This is a genomic window from Solwaraspora sp. WMMB335 (genome assembly GCF_049179075.1).
Lineage (GTDB): Bacteria > Actinomycetota > Actinomycetes > Mycobacteriales > Micromonosporaceae > Micromonospora_E.
In genome coordinates this window covers 2,172,949-2,191,285 of sequence record NZ_JBMHMF010000001.1, presented here as the reverse complement: position 1 = coordinate 2,191,285, position 18,337 = coordinate 2,172,949, and the positions used below count along the sequence as shown (strand labels likewise).

General features: G+C 71.1%; 12 protein-coding genes, 1 pseudogene and 1 riboswitch. Of the genes and pseudogenes, 9 read left to right on the top strand and 4 right to left on the bottom strand.

The window, feature by feature from the left end:
* Window positions 1–62 precede the first annotated feature (62 nt).
* Window positions 63–2,831, top strand: a complete 2,769-nt coding sequence (locus tag ACN27F_RS09140; RefSeq protein WP_421432384.1) for a putative bifunctional diguanylate cyclase/phosphodiesterase — start codon at window positions 63–65, stop codon at window positions 2,829–2,831.
* Window positions 2,832–2,875: 44 nt separating this feature from the next.
* On the opposite strand, the gene glyA is transcribed toward ACN27F_RS09140, so the two are convergent.
* Both glyA and ACN27F_RS09130 read right to left on the bottom strand, forming a co-directional pair.
* Window positions 2,876–4,141, bottom strand: coding sequence for a serine hydroxymethyltransferase (gene glyA, locus ACN27F_RS09135; protein ID WP_421432381.1), 1,266 nt, complete (start codon window positions 4,139–4,141; stop codon window positions 2,876–2,878).
* A 65-nt stretch (window positions 4,142–4,206) separates the two neighbouring features.
* A riboswitch (ZMP/ZTP riboswitch) is annotated at window positions 4,207–4,292 on the bottom strand.
* Window positions 4,293–4,469: 177 nt separating this feature from the next.
* Window positions 4,470–5,489, bottom strand: coding sequence for a LacI family DNA-binding transcriptional regulator (locus ACN27F_RS09130; RefSeq protein WP_421432378.1), 1,020 nt, complete (start codon window positions 5,487–5,489; stop codon window positions 4,470–4,472).
* A 329-nt stretch (window positions 5,490–5,818) separates the two neighbouring features.
* On the opposite strand from ACN27F_RS09130, the gene ACN27F_RS09125 reads away from it, so the two are divergent.
* The 8 genes from ACN27F_RS09125 to ACN27F_RS09090 all read left to right on the top strand — a co-directional run bounded on the left by ACN27F_RS09125 (window position 5,819) and on the right by ACN27F_RS09090 (window position 16,266).
* The gene (locus tag ACN27F_RS09125; protein ID WP_421432375.1) at window positions 5,819–7,075 is read left to right on the top strand and encodes an extracellular solute-binding protein; all 1,257 of its coding nucleotides are present in this window, start codon (window positions 5,819–5,821) and stop codon (window positions 7,073–7,075) included.
* Window positions 7,076–7,178: 103 nt separating this feature from the next.
* The gene (locus tag ACN27F_RS09120) at window positions 7,179–8,189 is read left to right on the top strand and encodes a carbohydrate ABC transporter permease (protein WP_421432373.1); all 1,011 of its coding nucleotides are present in this window, start codon (window positions 7,179–7,181) and stop codon (window positions 8,187–8,189) included.
* 95 nt (window positions 8,190–8,284) lie between these two features.
* A complete protein-coding gene (locus tag ACN27F_RS09115) occupies window positions 8,285–9,127 on the top strand; it encodes a carbohydrate ABC transporter permease (RefSeq protein ID WP_421440074.1) in 843 nt (280 codons plus the stop codon).
* Between the two features lie 132 nt (window positions 9,128–9,259).
* On the top strand, window positions 9,260–11,779 hold the full coding sequence (locus tag ACN27F_RS09110) for a glycoside hydrolase family 2 protein (protein WP_421432370.1): 2,520 nt from the start codon (window positions 9,260–9,262) through the stop codon (window positions 11,777–11,779).
* Window positions 11,776–12,708, top strand: coding sequence for an ROK family protein (locus ACN27F_RS09105; RefSeq protein ID WP_421432367.1), 933 nt, complete (start codon window positions 11,776–11,778; stop codon window positions 12,706–12,708). The genes ACN27F_RS09110 and ACN27F_RS09105 overlap by 4 nt, the downstream gene beginning before the upstream one ends.
* 31 nt (window positions 12,709–12,739) lie before the next feature.
* Window positions 12,740–14,740, top strand: coding sequence for a cellulase family glycosylhydrolase (locus tag ACN27F_RS09100; RefSeq protein ID WP_421432364.1), 2,001 nt, complete (start codon window positions 12,740–12,742; stop codon window positions 14,738–14,740).
* A 146-nt stretch (window positions 14,741–14,886) separates the two neighbouring features.
* A complete protein-coding gene (locus ACN27F_RS09095) occupies window positions 14,887–15,450 on the top strand; it encodes a GNAT family N-acetyltransferase (protein ID WP_421432361.1) in 564 nt (187 codons plus the stop codon).
* A gap of 210 nt (window positions 15,451–15,660) precedes the next feature.
* Entirely contained in the window at window positions 15,661–16,266 is a 606-nt protein-coding gene (locus ACN27F_RS09090; RefSeq protein ID WP_421432359.1) for a hypothetical protein, read from the top strand.
* Here the strand turns inward: ACN27F_RS09090 and ACN27F_RS09085 are convergent.
* Window positions 16,263–17,029 (bottom strand): annotated as a pseudogene (locus tag ACN27F_RS09085) (carbon-nitrogen hydrolase family protein). The gene ACN27F_RS09090 and the pseudogene ACN27F_RS09085 sit on opposite strands and share 4 nt — an antisense overlap.
* Before the next feature lie 10 nt (window positions 17,030–17,039).
* Window positions 17,040–18,284 carry a DNA polymerase IV gene (gene dinB, locus ACN27F_RS09080; RefSeq protein WP_421432356.1) on the bottom strand — a complete coding sequence of 415 codons (1,245 nt, stop codon included), beginning with the start codon at window positions 18,282–18,284 and terminating at the stop codon, window positions 17,040–17,042.
* Between the last annotated feature and the right edge of the window lie 53 nt (window positions 18,285–18,337).

The following is an 18,337-nucleotide window of genomic DNA, read 5'->3' as shown; positions in this document are numbered from 1 at the left end:
ACAGGCGAGGCCGACGGTGTCGCCTGTGCCCTGACCCCTTTCCCTGGAGGCGACCGGCGGCCGTGCCTGAGGCGTACCCCGACCCACCCCGGTCCCGGCCCAGCCAGCACCGTGCCCGGGCTATCGGACCATTTCTGCCCGCCATGTCCGCGCTCGCCGCCGCCGTACTCGTCGCCGGCGCTACCGGCGTGCTCCCGCCAGCGGTCGCGCTGCCGCTGGGGATGACCGCCGGAGTCGCCGTACCCGGCGCACGGCTGTTCATGATCACGGCGCACATCCACGCCAGGTCGACCGGGTTCCAGGCCTGCCGGGGCACCGGCTTCATGACCGTCGCCGCCGTCGTGGGCGCCGGCGCCGCCGGTATCGCCGGGCTCGTGCCGTCGGCGGTACGCGCCGACGTGGCGCTGGCCGGGCTGATCCCGGCGCTGGCCGCCTACCTGGCTGGCGTACTGACGCTGCCCGGTGCCGCCGAGACCTGGGCAGTGCGGTTGCGGCGGTTGGTCGACGGGCTGAGCTTCGGGATCAGCCTGACGTTCGTCTGCTGGCTGCTGCGGCCCGCCGGTCCGGTGCCGCCGGCGGCCCTGACCGCCGGCATCGGCGCGATCGCGGTGGTGTCGATCATCACCGTGACCGTGCTGAGCGTGCGCTGGCAGCGACCGACGGTGCTGTTCTGCGGCAGTGGTGCCGTCGCCACGGTCGTCGCGCTGGCGTCGCTCACCGTGCTGTTCGCGTACGACGCCCCGGGCTGGGCCTGGTGCGTGGCCGCGTCGTCGGTCGTCGGCGGGGTGCTGCTGACGGTGCTCGGGGCGCACCGCCGCGAGACGGAACATCTGACGAGCCTGGCGGGCGGGCGGACCGACCCGGACAGTGGGGCTGGTGCCGGCCTTCCGGCCGACTCGGCCGACTCGGCCGGCCTGGGCGGTGCGGCCGGCCTGGGCGGTGCGGCGCCACTCGCCCCGCTGCACGGGCGGCTGTCGGCGTACCCGTTGGTGACCGTGCCGGCCCTGGTAGCCACCGTGGCGGCGGTCTACCACATGGCGGTGGTGGGCCGGTTCGACCGTACGTCGATCCTGCTCGGCCTGGCGGTGATCCCCACCCTGGTGGTCCGGGAGGTGATGGCCGCGGTCGACGTGCGGGCCTTCGCCCGGCGGCTCAGCGTCCGGGAGGCGCACTTCCGGTCCCTGGTCGCCGGCGGCAACGACCTCACCTTGATCCTCACCGACGACCTGCGCGTACGGTGGCAGTCGCCGGCCGCCGCCCGGCTGTTCGGCCTGGCCGACGCCGACGTGCTCGGCCGGCCGTTCGGCGACCTGATGCACCCCGAGGACGCGGTCGAGGTGACCGCCGTGCTGGGCGCAGTGATGACCGGTCGCACGACGAGGCCGGGACGTATCCCGCTGGTCACCGCTCGGCTGCGCGACGGGCACGGGCGTTGGCGCGACACCGAGTCCACGGTGACCGATCAGCGTCGGGTGCCGGAGGTCGGGGCGCTGGTCGTACATGTCCGGGACGTGGGCGAGCGGCTGCGCCTGGAGCGCCGGCTGCACAAGCTGGGTTTCACCGACCAGTTGACCGGGCTGGCCAACCGGCGGGAGTTGATGCGGCAGATCGCCAGCCACCGGGAGTTGCCCGGCCACCCCGGTGCGCTGCTCATGATCGAGCTGCACGGACTGTCCAGCATCAACGAGCAGCACGGCCGGGAAACGGGTGACGCGGTGCTGATCGAGGTGGGCCGCCGGCTGCGGGACACCGTCGACCCGGACGACGTGGTGGCCCGGGTCGGCGATGACGAGTTCGCGGTCGTCACCGTCGCCGGACCGATGCTCGCCTACGGCACGGGCGCCCGGCTGGTGTCCGCGCTGTGTGAGCCGTGCCAGCTGCCTGGCGCAACTGTCTACCTGCAGGCGAGCATCGGCATGGCCGAGCTGTCCGGCGGCGACGGCGTGGACGACGTCCTGCGCCGGGCGGACATGGCCCGGCGGCGGGCCTGTCAACTCGGCCGTAACCGGGTCGAGTGGTACGACTCCTATCTGGAGGAACAGCTGGTCCGCCGGCTCGATCTGGAACGCGAGTTGCCGGGGGCTATCGGGCGTGGCGAGCTCGATGTCATCTACCAGCCTATTCTGGACCTGACCGACGGCCGGCCGGTCGGCGTGGAGGCGCTGCTGCGCTGGCGCAGCCCGTCACTGGGCACCGTACTGCCGGCCGAGCTGCTCGTGGTTGCCCAGGAACTGTCGATGTTGTCGCAGGTCGGGCGCTGGATGCGGGTGGTCGCCTGCCGGCAACTCGCGTCCTGGCTGCGGGAAGGCCACGACCTCTGGCTCTCGGTCAACGTGAGCCCGGTCGAGCTGGCCGTACCCGACTTCGCCGCCGACGTGGCGGCGGCGCTGGCCGATCACCAGATCGCACCGGAACGGCTGGTCGTCGAGGTCGCCGAGTCACTGATGGCGGAGGACCAGCCAAGGATCGCCGTACAACTGGCCAACCTGCGGGCTCGCGGGATCCGGATCGCGTTGGACGATTTCGGCGCGGGGCAGGCCTCGATCGCTCAGCTGCGCCGCCTGCCGCTGGACATCCTCAAGGTCGACCGTACGTTGATCACCGACTCCGTCGCCCGGACCGATCCCACCCGTCCGATGATGGAGGTGGTGGTCAGCCTGGGCCGGCGGCTCGGGCTGGAGATCGTCGCCGAAGGGCTGGAAACCACCCGCCAGGTTGGTCAGGCACGGGCCGCCGGGTGCCGATTCGGCCAGGGATACGCCCTGGCCCGCCCCGCGCCGGCGGAACGGGCCGAGGCGTACATCGCCGAATTCCACACCCCGTCCCACTGACCCCGCCCGCGTCCCGCTCCGCCCCGCCGGAAGCGGTGACGGGATCAGCGGGTGTAGCCGGGCATCGGGTAGGTGGCGAGCAGGTCCGCTACCTCGCCGGCGATCCGGTCCAGCGCGGCGGTGTCGTCCTTGACGGCGGCGGTCACCGCGTCGTCGATCCAGGTCGCGACCTGCGGCATCTGTACCTCGGTCAGCCCACGGGTGGTGAAGGCGGCGGTACCGAGCCGGATCCCGGACGGGTCGAACGGCTTGCGCGGGTCGAACGGCACGGTGTTGTAGTTCAGCTCGATGCCGGCTCGGTCCAGCGCCTGGGCGGCCGGCTTGCCGCCGATGCCCTTGCCGGTCAGATCGGCCAGGATCAGGTGGTTGTCGGTGCCGCCGGAGACCAGGTCGAAGCCGTGCCCGGCGAGTGCCGCGGCGAGTGCCTTCGCGTTGGCGACCACCTGGTGGGCGTACCGGCGGAAGTCCTCGGTGGACGCCTCCCGCAACGCCACCGCGATACCGGCGGTGGTGTGGTTGTGCGGACCCCCCTGCAAGCCAGGAAAGACCGCCTTGTCGATCGCTGCCGCATGTTCCTCGGTGGTCAGGATCATCGCGCCGCGTGGCCCGCGAAGGGTTTTGTGGGTCGTGGTGGTCACCACGTCGGCGTGGCCGACCGGCGACGGGTGCGCGCCGCCGGCGACCAGGCCGGCGATGTGCGCGATGTCGGCGACCAGGATCGCGTCGACCTCGCGGGCGATGTCGGCGAAGGCAGGAAAATCGATGGTACGGGGCACCGCCGTGCCGCCGCAGAAGATGACCTTCGGCCGCTCGCGCCGGGCCAGGTCACGGACCTCGTCGAAGTCGATCCGGCCGGTGGCACGGGAGACGCCGTAGCGCACCGAGTTGAACCACTTCCCGGTGGCCGACACCGACCAGCCGTGGGTGAGGTGACCGCCCATCGGCAGCCCCATTCCGAGCACGGTGTCGCCGGGGGAGAGGAAGGCAAGATAGACGGCGAGGTTGGCCGGGGACCCGGAGTACGGCTGGACGTTGGCGTGCGCCGCCCCGAACACGGCCTTGGCCCGCTCGATGGCCAGGACCTCGATCGGGTCGATGAACTGCTGGCCCTCGTAGTAGCGCCGGCCCGGGTAGCCCTCGGAGTACTTGTTCGTCAGCACGGTGCCGCTGGCCTCCAGCACCGCGGCGGAGACGTAGTTCTCTGAGGCGATCATGCGTAGCTTGTCGTGCTGACGACGGGCCTCGCCCTCGACGAGTTCGGCGAGTTGCGGATCGGCGGCGGTCAGGTGGGGGATCTGCGGTACGTGCACGGGTGCCCTCCTGGCAGTCGGGGCGGCCGGCGGCCCGGTGGGTCCCGGGCACGACGGTGCCGTCGACGGTGCACCCAGGCGCGCGGCGCACGTCGGTGGTCGCTCCCCGGTGGTCGGTTCCACCTTCGCTGCGCCAGTCGCGTGACCACGCCGAGGATAACCTGTCCGAGACAACCTGTCCGACTCCGCCGTCGGGTGGGGTCGTTGCCGCTGACCGGACGGGATCTGTCCGGAATGCAGGGATTGGTGCCTGTTAACTGATTGGAAACTGAACCGGTTCAGGGGCCTCTGGGTGAGAGTCGTGTCCCAGTAGCTGGACGGACGAGTCTCAGTCGGAGCGTGGTGGCGCGGTGCTACCGCGCGGTGCCAGATGGGCGGTCTCGTCCTGGTACGCCTGGATCGGTTCGCCGGCGATGGTGGCGAGCAGTTGCCGGGCGGCATGCGCGCCGTGCGCCGGGATGTCCCGGCTCAGTGCGGTCAACGGCGGGTGTACGAGTTGGCACAGCGGGGAGTCGTCCCAGGCGATGATCGACAGCTCGCCGGGCACCGCGAGGCCCATCTCCTGGGCCACCGACAACCCGGCGATCGCCATCACGTCGTTGTCGTAGATCATCGCGGTGGGCCGGGACGGCGCGCTGAGCAGCCGCCGGGTGGCCCGTGCGCCCTCCTCGCCGGTGTAGTCCGACGGCACCGTCACGCACTGCCGCAAGCCGAGTCGATGACAGATGTCGGCGAACGCCGCGCTGCGGATCTCGGTGTGCAGCAGGCCGGGCAGGCCGCCCACCCGGGCGATCCGGCGGTGCCCGAGGGCGACCAGGTACTCGACCGTCTCGACCAGTGCCGCCGCGTCGTCGGCCCAGATGCTGGCCAGTGAACCGGTGTGCCCCGGCCCGCCGATCACCACCGCCGGTAGTTGCAGTTGCTCCAGGGCCGGCACCCGGTGGTCGTCCAGCCGCAGGTCACAAAGGAAGACCCCGTCCACCCGACGCTCGCCCCACCAGCGCCGGTAGACCGCGATCTCGGCCTCGGTGTCGGCGACGACCTGCAGGGTCAGCGCGTACGAGCGGGCGGACAGCTCGGCCTCGACGCCGCTGATCAGCTCCATGAAGAACGGCTCGATGCCGAGGATCCGGGCCGGTCGGCTCAACGCCAGCCCGACGGCGTTCGCAGTGGCTCCGGACAGTGCCCGGGCGGCGCTGTTCGGGTTGAAACCGATCTCGGCGGCGATGCTGAGGATCCGCTGCCTGGTCGCTTCGGAGACGCCGGGCTGGCCGTTGAGGGCGTACGAGACCGCCCCCTTCGAGACGCCCGCCCGACGGGCGATGTCGGCGATGGTCGGCCGTTTCACCGGCGGCGCTCCTTCGGTCCGAATCCTGTAGCAGGGCACCTTGCCCGGTTAAGTTTGCTCGTTGAAACGATATCCGCCGGCATTGCCGTCCGGCGACAGGGTCGCGGTTCTGCGTCCGGATGCGCCAGGGAGCGCTCTTCCGCGCACCATCGGACGGCGCCGTAGGTCGGCATGGTTACGGGTTGGCCACGGCGTTAACCCGCCATTGACACTGGCCAGGTGCGCTCGTACGGTGGCTTCACTTATCCGGTTCAGTCAACGTTTCTCGATCATGGGAGCGTTTCCACATTTGTTCGGAGGATGGCATGAAACGGCGTTGGACCCCTTGGGTGCGCACAGCGGCCGTGGGCGCCGCGGGCGCGCTCCTGATCGCCGGCTGCAGCGGCGCTCCCGGTGGCTCGGACGAAGGCGGCGCGGTCACGCTGACCGTCGCCTTCTGGGGCGACTTCGGCCTCAACGACCTCAAGGCCGCGTACGAGGCGGAGAACCCCAACGTCCGGATCAACCTCAACTCGGGTGAATACAACGCCCAGCACGAGGACCTGCAGAAGAAGCTGATCGCCGGCTCCGGCGCGGCCGACATCGCGGCCATCGACGAAGGCTTCGTGGTCCAGTTCCGTGAGCAGGCCGACAAGTTCGTCAACCTGCTGGACAAGGGTGCCGGCCAGTACGAGGAGCGTTACCTGGACTGGAAGTGGCAGCAGACGTTGTCCGCCGACGGGTCCACCCAGATCGGCCTCGGCACCGACGTCGGCGGCCTCGCCATGTGCTACCGCACCGACCTGTTCGCCGACGCCGGCCTGCCCACCGACCGCGACGAGGTCTCCGCGCTCTGGCCGGACTGGGATGCCTTCATCGCCACCGGCGAGGAGTACGTGGCGGCCAGCGGCAAGAAGTTCATCGACTCGGCCACCAACATCTTCAACCCGGTGATGGGCCAGCAGCCGGTCGGCGTCTTCGACACCAACGAGAACCTGGTGATGGAGGGCGGGCCGAAGGTCGCCTTCGAGGTGGCGGCGGGCGCCATCGAGGCCGGGCTGTCGGCCAACCTGGCCGCGTTCTCCCCGGAGTGGAACAACGGCTTCGTCAACGGCGACTTCGCCGTGCTGGCCTGTCCGGCGTGGATGATGGGCCACATCCAGAACACCGCGCCCGACACCGCCGGCAAGTGGGACGTCGCGGCCATCCCCGGCGGTGGCGGCAACTGGGGCGGGTCGTTCCTGACCGTTCCGGCGCAGGGCAAGAACGTCGACGAGGCGTACAAGTTCCTGGAGTGGCTGATCCAGCCGGAGCAGCAGATCGAGATCTTCAAGAAGGTCGGCAACCTGCCCTCGCAGCCGGCGCTCTACGACGACCCGGCGATCGTCGAGTTCACCAACCCGTTCTTCAGCGACGCGCCGGTCGGTCAGATCTTCTCCGACACGGCCAAGAACCTCACCCCGCAGTACCTGGGCCGGAAGAACGGCCCGGTCCGGGTCGCGATCGAGAACGTGATCAACCGCATGCAGAGTGGGGACCTGCAGGGTAAGCCCGACGAGGCGTGGACCGAGGCGGTCAAGGAAGCCGAGAAGGCGGCGAACGCGTAACCAGCCGCGAGCCGCCGGACGCGGCGGGGGTGGGTTTGCCGGCAACCGGCACCCACCCCCGCCGCGCGGGCGGTCGCCGCACGGTCAACTCTGGAGGCAAACCATGTCCGCTACGCGTGCCGCACCCCCATCGCCACGTACCCGCGCTGGCGCGCACACCCACCAGCCGGAACCGACCCGGCCCGTCTCGACCTGGCGCAACCGGCTGCACCGCTTCGACATGCGGTACATGCCGTACATCCTGATCTCGCCGTTCTTCATCCTGTTCATCGTCTTCGGACTGTTCCCGATCATCTTCAACGGAGTCGTGGCGCTGCGGCACTGGCGGCTCGACAACGCCAGCCTCACCGGCTGGGCCGGGATGGAGAACTTCCAGCGACTGTTCACCGACGACCGGTTCTGGAACGCGCTCTACAACACCTTCGGCATCTTCCTGCTCTCCACGGTGCCGCAACTGTTCCTCGCCCTGATCATCGCCTCGTTGCTGAACCGGAAGCTGCGCGCGCAGACCTGGTTCCGGGTCGGCATCCTGCTGCCGTACATCACCCCGATCACCGCCTCGACCCTGCTGTTCGCGGTCTTCTTCGCCCGCGACTTCGGCATCGCGAACTGGGTGCTCGACGTGCTGAACCTGCGCGGCGAGGCGCCGATCGACTGGCGGTCCACCAAGACCGCGTCATGGATCGCGATCGCCACCATGGTCAACTGGAAGTGGATCGGGTACAACGCCCTGATCTATCTCGCCGCGATGCAGTCCATCCCGCGCGACATCTACGAGGCGGCTGCGGTCGACGGTGCCGGACCGTGGCGCCAGCTGTGGCGAATCACCGTGCCGATGATCCGGCCTGTGGTGATCTTCACGGTGATCCTGTCCACCATCGGCGGGTTGCAGCTGTTCACCGAGCCAATGCTGTTCGAGCAGAACTCGCAGGCGGCCACCGGCGGCTCCAACGGTCAGTTCCAGACCATCGCCCAGCTGATCTACAAGGTCGGCTGGAAGGACCTCAATCTGGGCTACGCGGCGGCGATGTCCTGGGCGCTGTTCCTGATCATCGTCATCATCGCGGTCGTCAACGCGCTGATCGCCAACCGCCTGGGAGGGGGTCGCAGATGAGCACCACCACCACCACGCCCCGCCCACCCGCCGGACAGCCCGGCCGATCGGGCGGTGGCGAGCCGCCGAAGGCCCGCCGGCGCAACCCGGCGTTGATGGGCCGGGCGCCGGCCAACACCCCCGGCAGTTTCTGGAACTACCTGTTTCTCAGCCTGGTCATCCTGTTCTCCGCGTTCCCGCTCTACTGGATGGTGGTCATCGCCAGCGGCACCGACGCCGACCTGGCGAGGATCCCGCCGAAGCTGCTGCCCGGCGGGGAGATGCTCAACAACCTGCGGGAGGTGTTCGGCCTCTCGGACGTCTACTTCGCCCAGTCGTTGGGCAACAGCTTCGTCGTCTCGTCGGTCGTGACGTTCTCGGTGCTGTTCTTCTGCTCGCTGGCCGGCTTCGCCTTCGCCAAACTGCGGTTCAAGGGCCGCAACGTGCTGATGGTCGTCGTGGTGCTCACCCTCACCGTGCCCAACCAGCTCGGCGTGGTCGCTCTCTACATCCTGATGGGCGAACTCGGTTGGAACGGCACCCTGGTCGCGGTCATCGTGCCCGGCCTGGTCACCGCGTTCGGTGTCTTCTATATGCGACAGTTCATCTTGGAGGCGGTGCCGGACGAGCTGATCGAGGCCGGCCGCATCGACGGCGCCACCACGATGCGGATCTACTGGAGCGTGGTGCTGCCGGCGGTCCGTCCGGCGATGGCCGTCCTCGGCCTGCTCACCTTCGTGGCCACCTGGAACGACTTCCAGTGGCCGCTGATCACCCTGGGCGGTACCTACTACCCGACCTCCATGGTGGCGCTGTCCGACCTGGCCAGCGGCAACTACGTGCTCTACCGGCGGGTCCTCGCCGGGGCGTTCGTGGCGACCATCCCGCTGCTGGTCATGCTCTTCATCGGCGGCCGGCAGATCGTCCGGGGAATCATGGAAGGCGCCGTGAAGAACTGACAGCGGTCGTGCAGAACCGACAACGTTCGTAGTCAACCGTACCGACACCCATGACCTGGGGAGCATCGTGACCCGTCGCGCCACCAGCACACCGTTCCCGACCGGGATCGCGCAGATCAGTGAGGTGCCAGCATGACTTCCGTACGACCGCTGCACGAGGGCTGGACGGTACGTCCGGCCGGCGGGGCCGAGGCATCGGCCGCCGTCGGCACGGCGGCCGTGTCCGCGGCCGTACCCGGCTGTGTCCACACCGACCTGCTCGCCGCTGGCCTCATCCCCGATCCCTACCTGGACGACAACGAAAAGAGGTTGTCCTGGATCGGTCGCACCGACTGGGTCTACGAGACCACCTTCGACTGGGTCGACCCGGGCGATCCCCGGGTCGACCTGGTCTGCGCCGGCCTCGACACGGTCGCCACGGTCACCCTCAACGGTGCCGAGCTGGGCCGCACCGCCAACATGCACCGCGGCTACCGGTTCGCCGCCCGCGACGCGCTGCACACCGGGCGCAACACCCTTCAGGTCCGGTTCGATTCGGCGTACCGCTACGCCGAAGCACTACGGGACCAGCTCGGCGAGCGCCCGAACGCCTACCCCGAGCCGTTCAACTTCATCCGCAAGATGGCCTGCAACTTCGGCTGGGACTGGGGGCCGACCCTGGTCACCGCCGGCATCTGGCAGGAGATCGGCCTGCACAGCTGGGGCGGGGCGCGGCTGAGCACCGTACGGCCGTTGGTCACCGTCACCCGGCACCCGGCCGGCGGTGTCGAAGGTCGGGTCGAGGTGCACGTCGACGTCGACCGGGAGACCGACGAGGAGCTGGTGGTGACCGCCGCGGTGGCCGGTGCCCGCGCCGAGACGGTCATCCCGGCCGGGCAGCGCGGCGCCGTCGTCACCCTCACCGTCGCCGACCCCCAGCTGTGGTGGCCCCGGGGGTACGGCGACCCGGCCCGCCACCGTCTCGACGTCACCCTGCGCGGTGCCGGCGGCACCGAGCTCGACACCTGGTCGCGGCTGATCGGTTTCCGCTCCGTCGAGGTCGACACCGCGCCGGACGCCCACGGCAGCGCGTTCGTCCTGGTCGTCAACGGGGTGCCGGTGTTCGTCAGGGGCGTCAACTGGATTCCCGACGACGTGTTCCCGACCCGGGTCGACCGGGCCCGCTACACCCAGCGGTTCCGCCAGGCCGTCGACGCCGGCGTCAACTACCTGCGGATCTGGGGCGGCGGCCGGTACGAGTCGGAAGACTTCTACGACCTCGCCGACGAGCTGGGGCTGCTGGTCGGGCAGGACTTCCTGTTCGCCTGCGCCGCCTATCCGGAGGAGGAACCGGTCGCGGCCGAGGTGGCGGCCGAGGCCCGCTACCAGGTGGCCCGGCTCACCCCGCACCCCAGCCTGGTGCTGTGGACCGGAAACAACGAGAACATCTGGGGCTGGCACGACTGGGGTTGGCAGGACACCCTCGACGGACGGACCTGGGGCGAGGGCTACTACCTGCGCCTGCTGCCCGGTATCGTCGCCGAGCTCGACCCGACCCGGCCGTACTGGCCGGGCAGCCCGTACTCCGGCCGCGACGACCTGCACCCCAACGAGCCGGCGCACGGCACCATGCACATCTGGGACGTCTGGAACACCGACGACTACCTCAAGTACCGGCAGTACGTGCCGCGCTTCCTCGCCGAGTTCGGCTACCAGGCGCCACCGGCGTACGCGACACTGCGCCGCGCGCTGAGCGATTCGCCGCTGGCCCCCGACTCGCCCGGGATGGCACACCACCAGAAGGCCATCGACGGCGATCTCAAGCTGCGCCGTGGGCTCGACGCCCACCTGCCCACCCCACGCGACTTCGACGACTGGCACTACCTGACCCAGGTCAACCAGGCCCGGGCGATCGCCGTCGGGGTCGAGCACTTCCGTTCCCACCGGGGCGTGTGCATGGGTACCATCCTGTGGCAGCTCAACGACTGCTGGCCGGTCACCTCGTGGGCGGCCATCGACGGCGACGGGCGGCGCAAACCCCTGTGGTACGCCCTGCGCGCCGCGTACGCCGACCGGCTGCTCACCATCCAGCCGCGCGGCAACGGGCTCGCCCTGGTCGCGGTCAACGACACCGGAGCCAGCTGGCAGGCTCCGGTTCAGGTCAGCCGGCTCACCCTGACCGGTGCGCCGCGTGCCAGGACGACCTTCGAGCTGGCCGTGCCGGCCCACTCGGCGGCCACCGTGGCGCTGCCCGCCGAACTCGCCGGCAGCGACGACGTACGCGGTGAGCTGCTGCTCGCCGAGGCAGCCGGGGCCGGTGACGCGGACGGTGTGGCCGGTGCGGCCGGTCAGCGGGCCTGGTGGTTCTTTGCCGAGGACCGGGAGATCGACTACCCGGTCGCCGACTACGAGGCGACGATCGCTGCGGCCGGCGGCGGGCTGCAGGTCACCGTCACCGCCCGGACCGTCCTGCGCGACCTGACGCTGTTCCCCGACCGGCTCGACCCGGCCGCCGAGGTCGACCGGGCACTGGTCACCCTGCTGCCCGGCGAGTCGACGACGTTCACCGTCACCGGCGGTGCCGGGCTCGATCCGGCACGCCTCGACCCGGCGGCGCTGACCAGCCGTCCGGTGCTGCGGTGCGTCAACGACATCGCCAGCGGCGATTCGTGAGAGCCGGTCCCGTCCTCGCGGTCGACGTCGGCGGCACCAAACTGGCCGCCGCCGTCGTCGAACCGGACGGCACCATCGCCGTACGGGGCGCGGTGCCCACCCCGGCCGGGCCGGACCCGGCGCCGGTCACCGCCGCCCTGCACCGGGTGGTCCGCCAGGTCATCGCGGGGCGGGACACCGCCGACCTGATCGGGTTGGGTGTCGGCTCCGCCGGCCCGCTCGACCCGGCCAACGGAACCATCAGCCCGGTGAACATCACCGCCTGGCGGGACTTCGGCATCCTCGACTCGCTTCGGCCGTTGCTTCCCGACCGGCCTGCGGTGCTCGCCGGCGACGGGCACTGCATGGCACTGGGCGAGCACTGGCGCGGCGGCTACCCCGGGCGGGCCCTGCTCGGCATGGTGGTCTCCACCGGTGTCGGCGGCGGCCTGGTCATCGACGGCCGGGTGTACCCCGGCGGCAGCGGCAACGCCGGCCACATCGGCCACATCGTGGTGGACGTGGCCGGGCCGTCCTGCCCGTGCGGCGGGCGGGGCTGCGTCGAGGCGATCGCCAGCGGCCCGGCCATGGTCCGTTGGGCCACCGGGCAGGGCTGGTCCTCCGGCGAGCGGCCGGGCGACGCCCGTACCCTCGCCGAGGACGCCCGGGCCGGCGTACCGATCGCGGTCGCCGCGTTCGAGCGCGCCGCCACCGCCCTGGCCGCAGCGGTCGTCTCCGCGACCGCGCTGATCGACCTCGACGACGTCGTCATCGGCGGCGGGGTCGCCGCCGCCGGTGACGTGCTGTTCGCTCCGCTGCGCCGGGCCGTCGCGGAGCTGACCGGGCTGGAGTTCGTCCGTCGGGTCCGGATCCACACCAGCAGCCTCGGAAACGACGCCGGGCTGCTGGGCGCCGCCGCGCTCGCCCTGGACGCGGCCGCGCGTCAGTGACCTCCACCGCTGCACGGTCAAGGAGACCCGAATGCGCCCACGCCCCGCAGGCCTGCTGCTCGCACTGGCCGGACTGATCATCGGCATCGCCGCCGGGCCCGCCCAGGCCGCACCGCTGACGCACCCTGGCCAGCCCGGCCAGCCGTCGAACGGATTCGTCACCCGGCACGGCGACGACCTCAAGCTCGACGGCCGGACGTTCCGGTTCGCCGGCAGCAACAACTACTACCTGATGTACAAGTCACCGACGATGGTCGACGACGTCTTCGCCGACGCGAAGGCGGCCGGGTTCACCGTGCTGCGTACCTGGGGATTCCTCGACATCGGCAACGCCGACGGCTCCGACTCGGTCGCCGGCCCCGCCGACGGGGTCTACTTCCAGTACTTCGACGGCGACCGGCCGGCGTACCACGACGGGCCGGACGGCCTGGCGCGCCTCGACTACGTCCTCGCCACAGCCCGCGACGCCGGCATCAAACTGGTCATCCCGCTGACCAACAACTGGCGCGACTTCGGCGGCATGGACCAGTACGTACGCTGGCGCGGCGGGCAGTACCACGACGAGTTCTACACCGATCCGGTGATCCGCGGCTGGTACAAGGACTGGATCTCCCACGTGCTCAACCGCACCAACACCATCACCGGGGTGAAATACCGAGACGACCCGACGGTGATGACCTGGGAGCTGGGCAACGAGCCACGGTGCAAGGGATCCGGGGTGTATCCGACGTCGCCGGACTGCACCACCGACACGCTCACCGCCTGGGCCGACGAGATGACCCGGTACGTCAAGTCGATCGCACCCCGGCAGTTGGCCAGCGTCGGCGACGAGGGCTTCTTCTGCGACGATCCGGCCAGCGCCGACTGGACCACCAACTGCGGCGAAGGGGTGGACAGCGTCGCGTTGAGCATGCTGCCCGCCGTCGACGTGATCTCCTACCACCTCTACCCGGACCACTGGGGCAAGGACGCAGTCTGGGGCACCGGGTGGATCGCCCGGCACGCTCACGAGGCGAAGAAGGTCCGCAAGCCGGTGATGTTCGGCGAGTTCGGCATTCACGACAAATCGACCCGCAACGTCGTCTACCGTGACTGGACCGACACGGCGATCGCCGGCGACACCGCCGGATTCCTCTACTGGATCCTCTCCGGCGTGCAGGACGACGGCAGCCTCTACCCGGACTACGACGGTTTCACTGTCTACTGCCCCAGCCCGGTCTGCACCACCCTGTCGAACGCGGGCGCGACGGTGCGGGGGGATCGCCGCTCCTGGCCGCCGGTCGCCGACAACGACACGGCCACCGTCGAGTTCGGCCAGAGCGCTACGCTGACGCCGACCGCGAACGACATCGCCTGGCGTGGCGCCGTCCGCGCGTCCACGATCGACCTCGATCCGGCCGCTGCCGGTCAGCAGCGCGGCGTCGAGGTCACCGGCGGAAGCTTCGCGCTCGCCGCCGACGGCTCGGTGACCTTCGTCCCGGCGGGCGGCTTCGCTGGGCGGGTGACGGCGCACTACACGGTGCGCGACCATGCCTGGCGTACGTCGAACGTCGCAGACCTGGTGGTGACGGTGAGGCCCGACCCGGCCGGCGTCCAGGTGCTGTTCTCCTTCGAAGAAGGCGTCGACGGCTGGGGACCGCCGTCCTGGGAGCCGGGCAACGGCAGCGTCGCGCGGTCCGACGCGTTCGCCACCGACGGGGCGTATGGGCTGCGGGTCGACGCCACCGGCGGCGGCTGGTTCGGCGCGTCGTTCGCCGAGCCGGTCGACCTGTCCGGCCGGGTGACGCTCAAGTACGACCTGCGGACCGACCCGGCGGTCGGCACCAACGCGGCGATCGCCGTACAGACCGGGCCCAGCTACACCTGGTGCCAGTCGACGTTCACCTGGCTGAACCAGGACTACACCGGCACCGTCGAGATCGACCTGCTGACCGAGATGTCCTGTGACGCCGAGGCGCTCGCCGACGTACGCGAGTTCTACGTCTACGTCAACCCGGGCACCGTCCACATCGACAACGTTCGAGCCGAATAGCGTTGCGTGTGGCGGCGTGACAGCCTCGTACACGTGGTAGCGGCCTGCCTAATCCTTCCAGATCGGCACCGGTCGGCCGGGCAGGTGGTAGTGACCGGTCTTCTGACCGGTCGACGGCAAGTCGATCAACCGGCAGGATGGCCGTCATGCAGGGGACCGGCGGTGGGAGTCAGGCAGATCAGGAACCAGGGCACGTTTACCACCGGGCTGGCACAGAAGCTGATGTCCCTGCCGTACTCGCCCTGCTCGACGGCGCCGTGCGCTGGCTCGCCGCACGCGGCCGGACCGGTCAGTGGGGCACCGAGCGCCAGTCGACGAACCCGCGCCGGCAGGCCATGGTCACGGGCTGGGCGAAGGCGGGCGGGCTGGTGCTGGCCTGCGACAGCGGCGAGCGGGTGGTCGGCGCGCTCGCCGTCGGCGCCGCCCGGTCGTACGCCCCACCGGTCAACGAACCCGAACTCTACGTCAACCTGCTCGTCACCGACCGCGAGTGGGCCGGCCGTGGCGTTGGGCAGGCACTGCTGCGACGTGCCCGGTCGATCGCGGCCGACCGTGGCGCCACCCTGCTGCGGGTGGACTGCTACGCCGGCGGCGACCGGGCGTTGGTCCGCTACTACGAGCGGGCCGGATTCACCGCCGCCGAGCCGTTCACCCTCGATCTGCCTGATGGGCCGTGGCCCGGCCAGATCCTCAGTCAGCGAATCCGCTGACCGGGTCCGCACGGTGCCCCGGCGACCATCGACGGTGCCTGGCCGTCGACCTGGCCGGTCCGGTATCTGGCCGTCGACCCGGTTGGTGGCGATCCGGTGCAGCAGTAGACCACCGGGTGGACGGCTCCGTACCCGCCATTGTGGCGGATCTGCTGGGCCGCTCCGGTGGCGGTGCCCTCGGCCGGCGAGCATCCATGGCATGGTTGGCCGATGGACGATGTCGATGCGCCACGGGCCGGTGCCGAAGGGCCGGTCGGTGCCGAGGGACCGGCCGGACCACGCCGGCCGTCGGCGGTGCTCGGCCAGGTGGTCGCCGGGCAGTTGCTGCTGGCCCGTAGCGACCGGGCCGCGGTGATTTTGACCAGCCTGCTGGCGTACCCGACCGGGTTCGAGTTCGAGATCTGCGCGATCCTGCGGGAGCCGGCGCAGCCGGAGCCGGCGGCAGGGGCGGTCCGGTCACCGGACGGGACCGCGGTGGCGCCCCGGCCGCGTACTCCGGTCGACGGGGTGGGCGGGTTGGAGGTGGCGGTCCGGTTCGCCAATGGTGCCCGCGCGACCAACCTGCGTCGGGCCCCGACCGACGCCGGCCAGCCGGACGGCCCGGTCCTGGTGCCACTGGTGGCGAGCACCGATCAGTGGCGGCACGAGGCGGAGTTCTGGGTGTGGCCGCTGCCGCCGCAGGGGCAGCTGTCCATCGAGTGTGCCTGGCCGGCGCAGGAGATCTCGCACAGCCGGGTGGAGATCGCGGCCGACCTGATCCGGCAGGCGGCGGCCGGTGCGGTCGAGCTGTGGCCGGAGCCGGCGCCGACGCACTAGCGGCGCTGGTCCGCTGATCCGTCGACGGGTGGCGGTGTGGCCGAGCCGGGTCGACCGGTCAGGACGGCGCGGGCGATGCTGCCCGGCTCGGCGCCGGCCTCGGCGACCAGCCGTCCGTCCGGCGCCCAGATCCGGGACCGGCCGGCGGCCTGGCCGTAGCCCCCGCCGGTGCCGCCGGCGAAGCTGGCGATCGCCACCCAGACACGGTGCTCGGCGGTGATCCGCTGGGCCCGCTGCACCTGGATAGTCGACTCGTGCGGGGCGTCCAGCGCGCCGGCCAGGTAGGCGTCGATGCCGAGCGCGGCCGTGTCGGCGGCGTGCCGGGCCACCCCGGTGTCCTTGCAGACGGCCAGGCCGAGCCGCCAGCCGGCGATCTCGATGACGGCCGGGGCCGGGCCGGGGCTGAAGTGCGTCGACTCGGCACCACCGAGCCACATCTTGCGGTACGCCACCCGCACCCCGTGGCCGTCGATCGCCAGGACGCCGATGTGCCGGTGCCCATCGTCGCCGGTCACCGGCGCGCCGACCAGTGCGAGCGCGTCACGGGCCGCGCAGGCGGCCACGATCGGGGCGAGCCGGGGTCGGTCGGGTGAACCGGTGCCGCGTCGAACTCGTAGCCGGTCAGCGACATCTCCGGAAACAGCACCACCTGGGCCCCGGCGGAGTGGACGGCTTCGGCATGGGCAGGTGCGTTCGCCGTTACGTCGTGCGCGACGCACGGTGGTTGCGCAGCGGCGAGGGCGAGCGGGGCGCGGGCACGCATGCCCGTAACGCTAGTCGGGCAGCAGCGGAACGGCCGGCCCGAGATCACGGCCGAGCAGCACCGCCCGGTTGACCGCGCGCGACCCGAACCGGTCCCGCACCGCGTCCAGTGCCGCGTCCAGGCTGTCCTGCCGGCTGACCGGCGGCGGGGTCGTCGTGGCCAGCGCCGCCGGTGCCGCCGCCGGCTCGGCGCCGTCCAGCGGCAACACCAACTGGACGGCCTGCCCGCCGTCGAGGTTGCCGACCGAGACGCCGACCAGAGTCAGTCCCCGTTCAGCCATCATCGGTGCGGCGGCGGCCAGCAGGTCGCGGGCGGTGTCCAGGATGATCGACGTCTGAGCGGTCGCCCGGGGCAGGGTGTGCGCGCGGGTGGCCCGGCTGAAGTCGCCGAAGCGTAACCGCAGAGTCACCGTACGCCCGGTCCGACCGGCGGTGCGCATCCGGCGGCCGATCCGATCCACCAGGCCGGCGAGGATCGCGTCGACCTCGACGCTGCCCCGGGCCGCCCGGCCCAGTGCCTGCTGCGAGCCGATCGAGCCTCGGCGTCGCCCCACCTGGACCCGGCGCGGGTCCTGGTTGTGCGCCAGTGCGTGCAGGTGCTGGCCGGCCGCCGCGCCGAGCATCGTGACCAGGGCGGCCTCGCCGAGTCGGGCCACCCGGCCGACGGTGGTGATGCCGCGCTCCCGTAGTTTGCCGGCGGTCACCGGGCCGACCCCCCAGAGCCGTTCGACCGGCAGCGGATGCAGGAAGGCCAACTCCTGGTCGGGCGCGACGACCAGCAGTCCGTCCGGCTTGGCCACGCCGCTGGCCACCTTGGCGAGGAACTTGGTCCGGGCCACGCCGACGGTGATCGGCAGCCCGACCTGCTCGCGTACCTCGGCACGCAGCCGGGTGGCGATCGCGGCCGGCTCCCCGGCGAGCCGCCGCAGTCCGCCGACGTCCAGAAACGCCTCGTCGATGGAGAGCGGCTCGACCAACGGGGTGGTCTGCCGGAACACCTCGAACACGGCCCGACTGGCGGCGGAGTAGGCCGCCATCCGGGGCGGCACCACCACCGCCTCCGGGCAGAGCCGCCGGGCCTGCCGGCCGGGCATCGCGGTGCGCACCCCGCGCGCCTTGGCCTCGTAGCTGGCGGCCAGCACGACACCGCCGCCGACGATCACCGGCCGGCCACGCAGCCCGGAATCGTCTCGCTGCTCGACCGAGGCGTAGAACGCGTCCAGGTCGGCGTGCAGGATGCTGGCGTCGTTCGCCACCGGACCATCATCGCACACCAGTTCGATTTCTGATGATTGATCTGCGGTTTTGT

Excerpts from the sequence above, each read along its gene's own strand:
- ACN27F_RS09110 (WP_421432370.1), top strand. The coding sequence starts at position 9,260 with ATGACTTCCGTACGACCGCTGCACGAGGGCTGGACGGTACGTCCGGCC.
- ACN27F_RS09100 (WP_421432364.1), top strand. The coding sequence starts at position 12,740 with ATGCGCCCACGCCCCGCAGGCCTGCTGCTCGCACTGGCCGGACTGATC.
- ACN27F_RS09090 (WP_421432359.1), top strand. The coding sequence starts at position 15,661 with ATGGACGATGTCGATGCGCCACGGGCCGGTGCCGAAGGGCCGGTCGGT.
- ACN27F_RS09095 (WP_421432361.1), top strand. The coding sequence starts at position 14,887 with ATGCAGGGGACCGGCGGTGGGAGTCAGGCAGATCAGGAACCAGGGCAC.
- ACN27F_RS09115 (WP_421440074.1), top strand. The coding sequence starts at position 8,285 with ATGGGCCGGGCGCCGGCCAACACCCCCGGCAGTTTCTGGAACTACCTG.
- ACN27F_RS09120 (WP_421432373.1), top strand. The coding sequence starts at position 7,179 with ATGTCCGCTACGCGTGCCGCACCCCCATCGCCACGTACCCGCGCTGGC.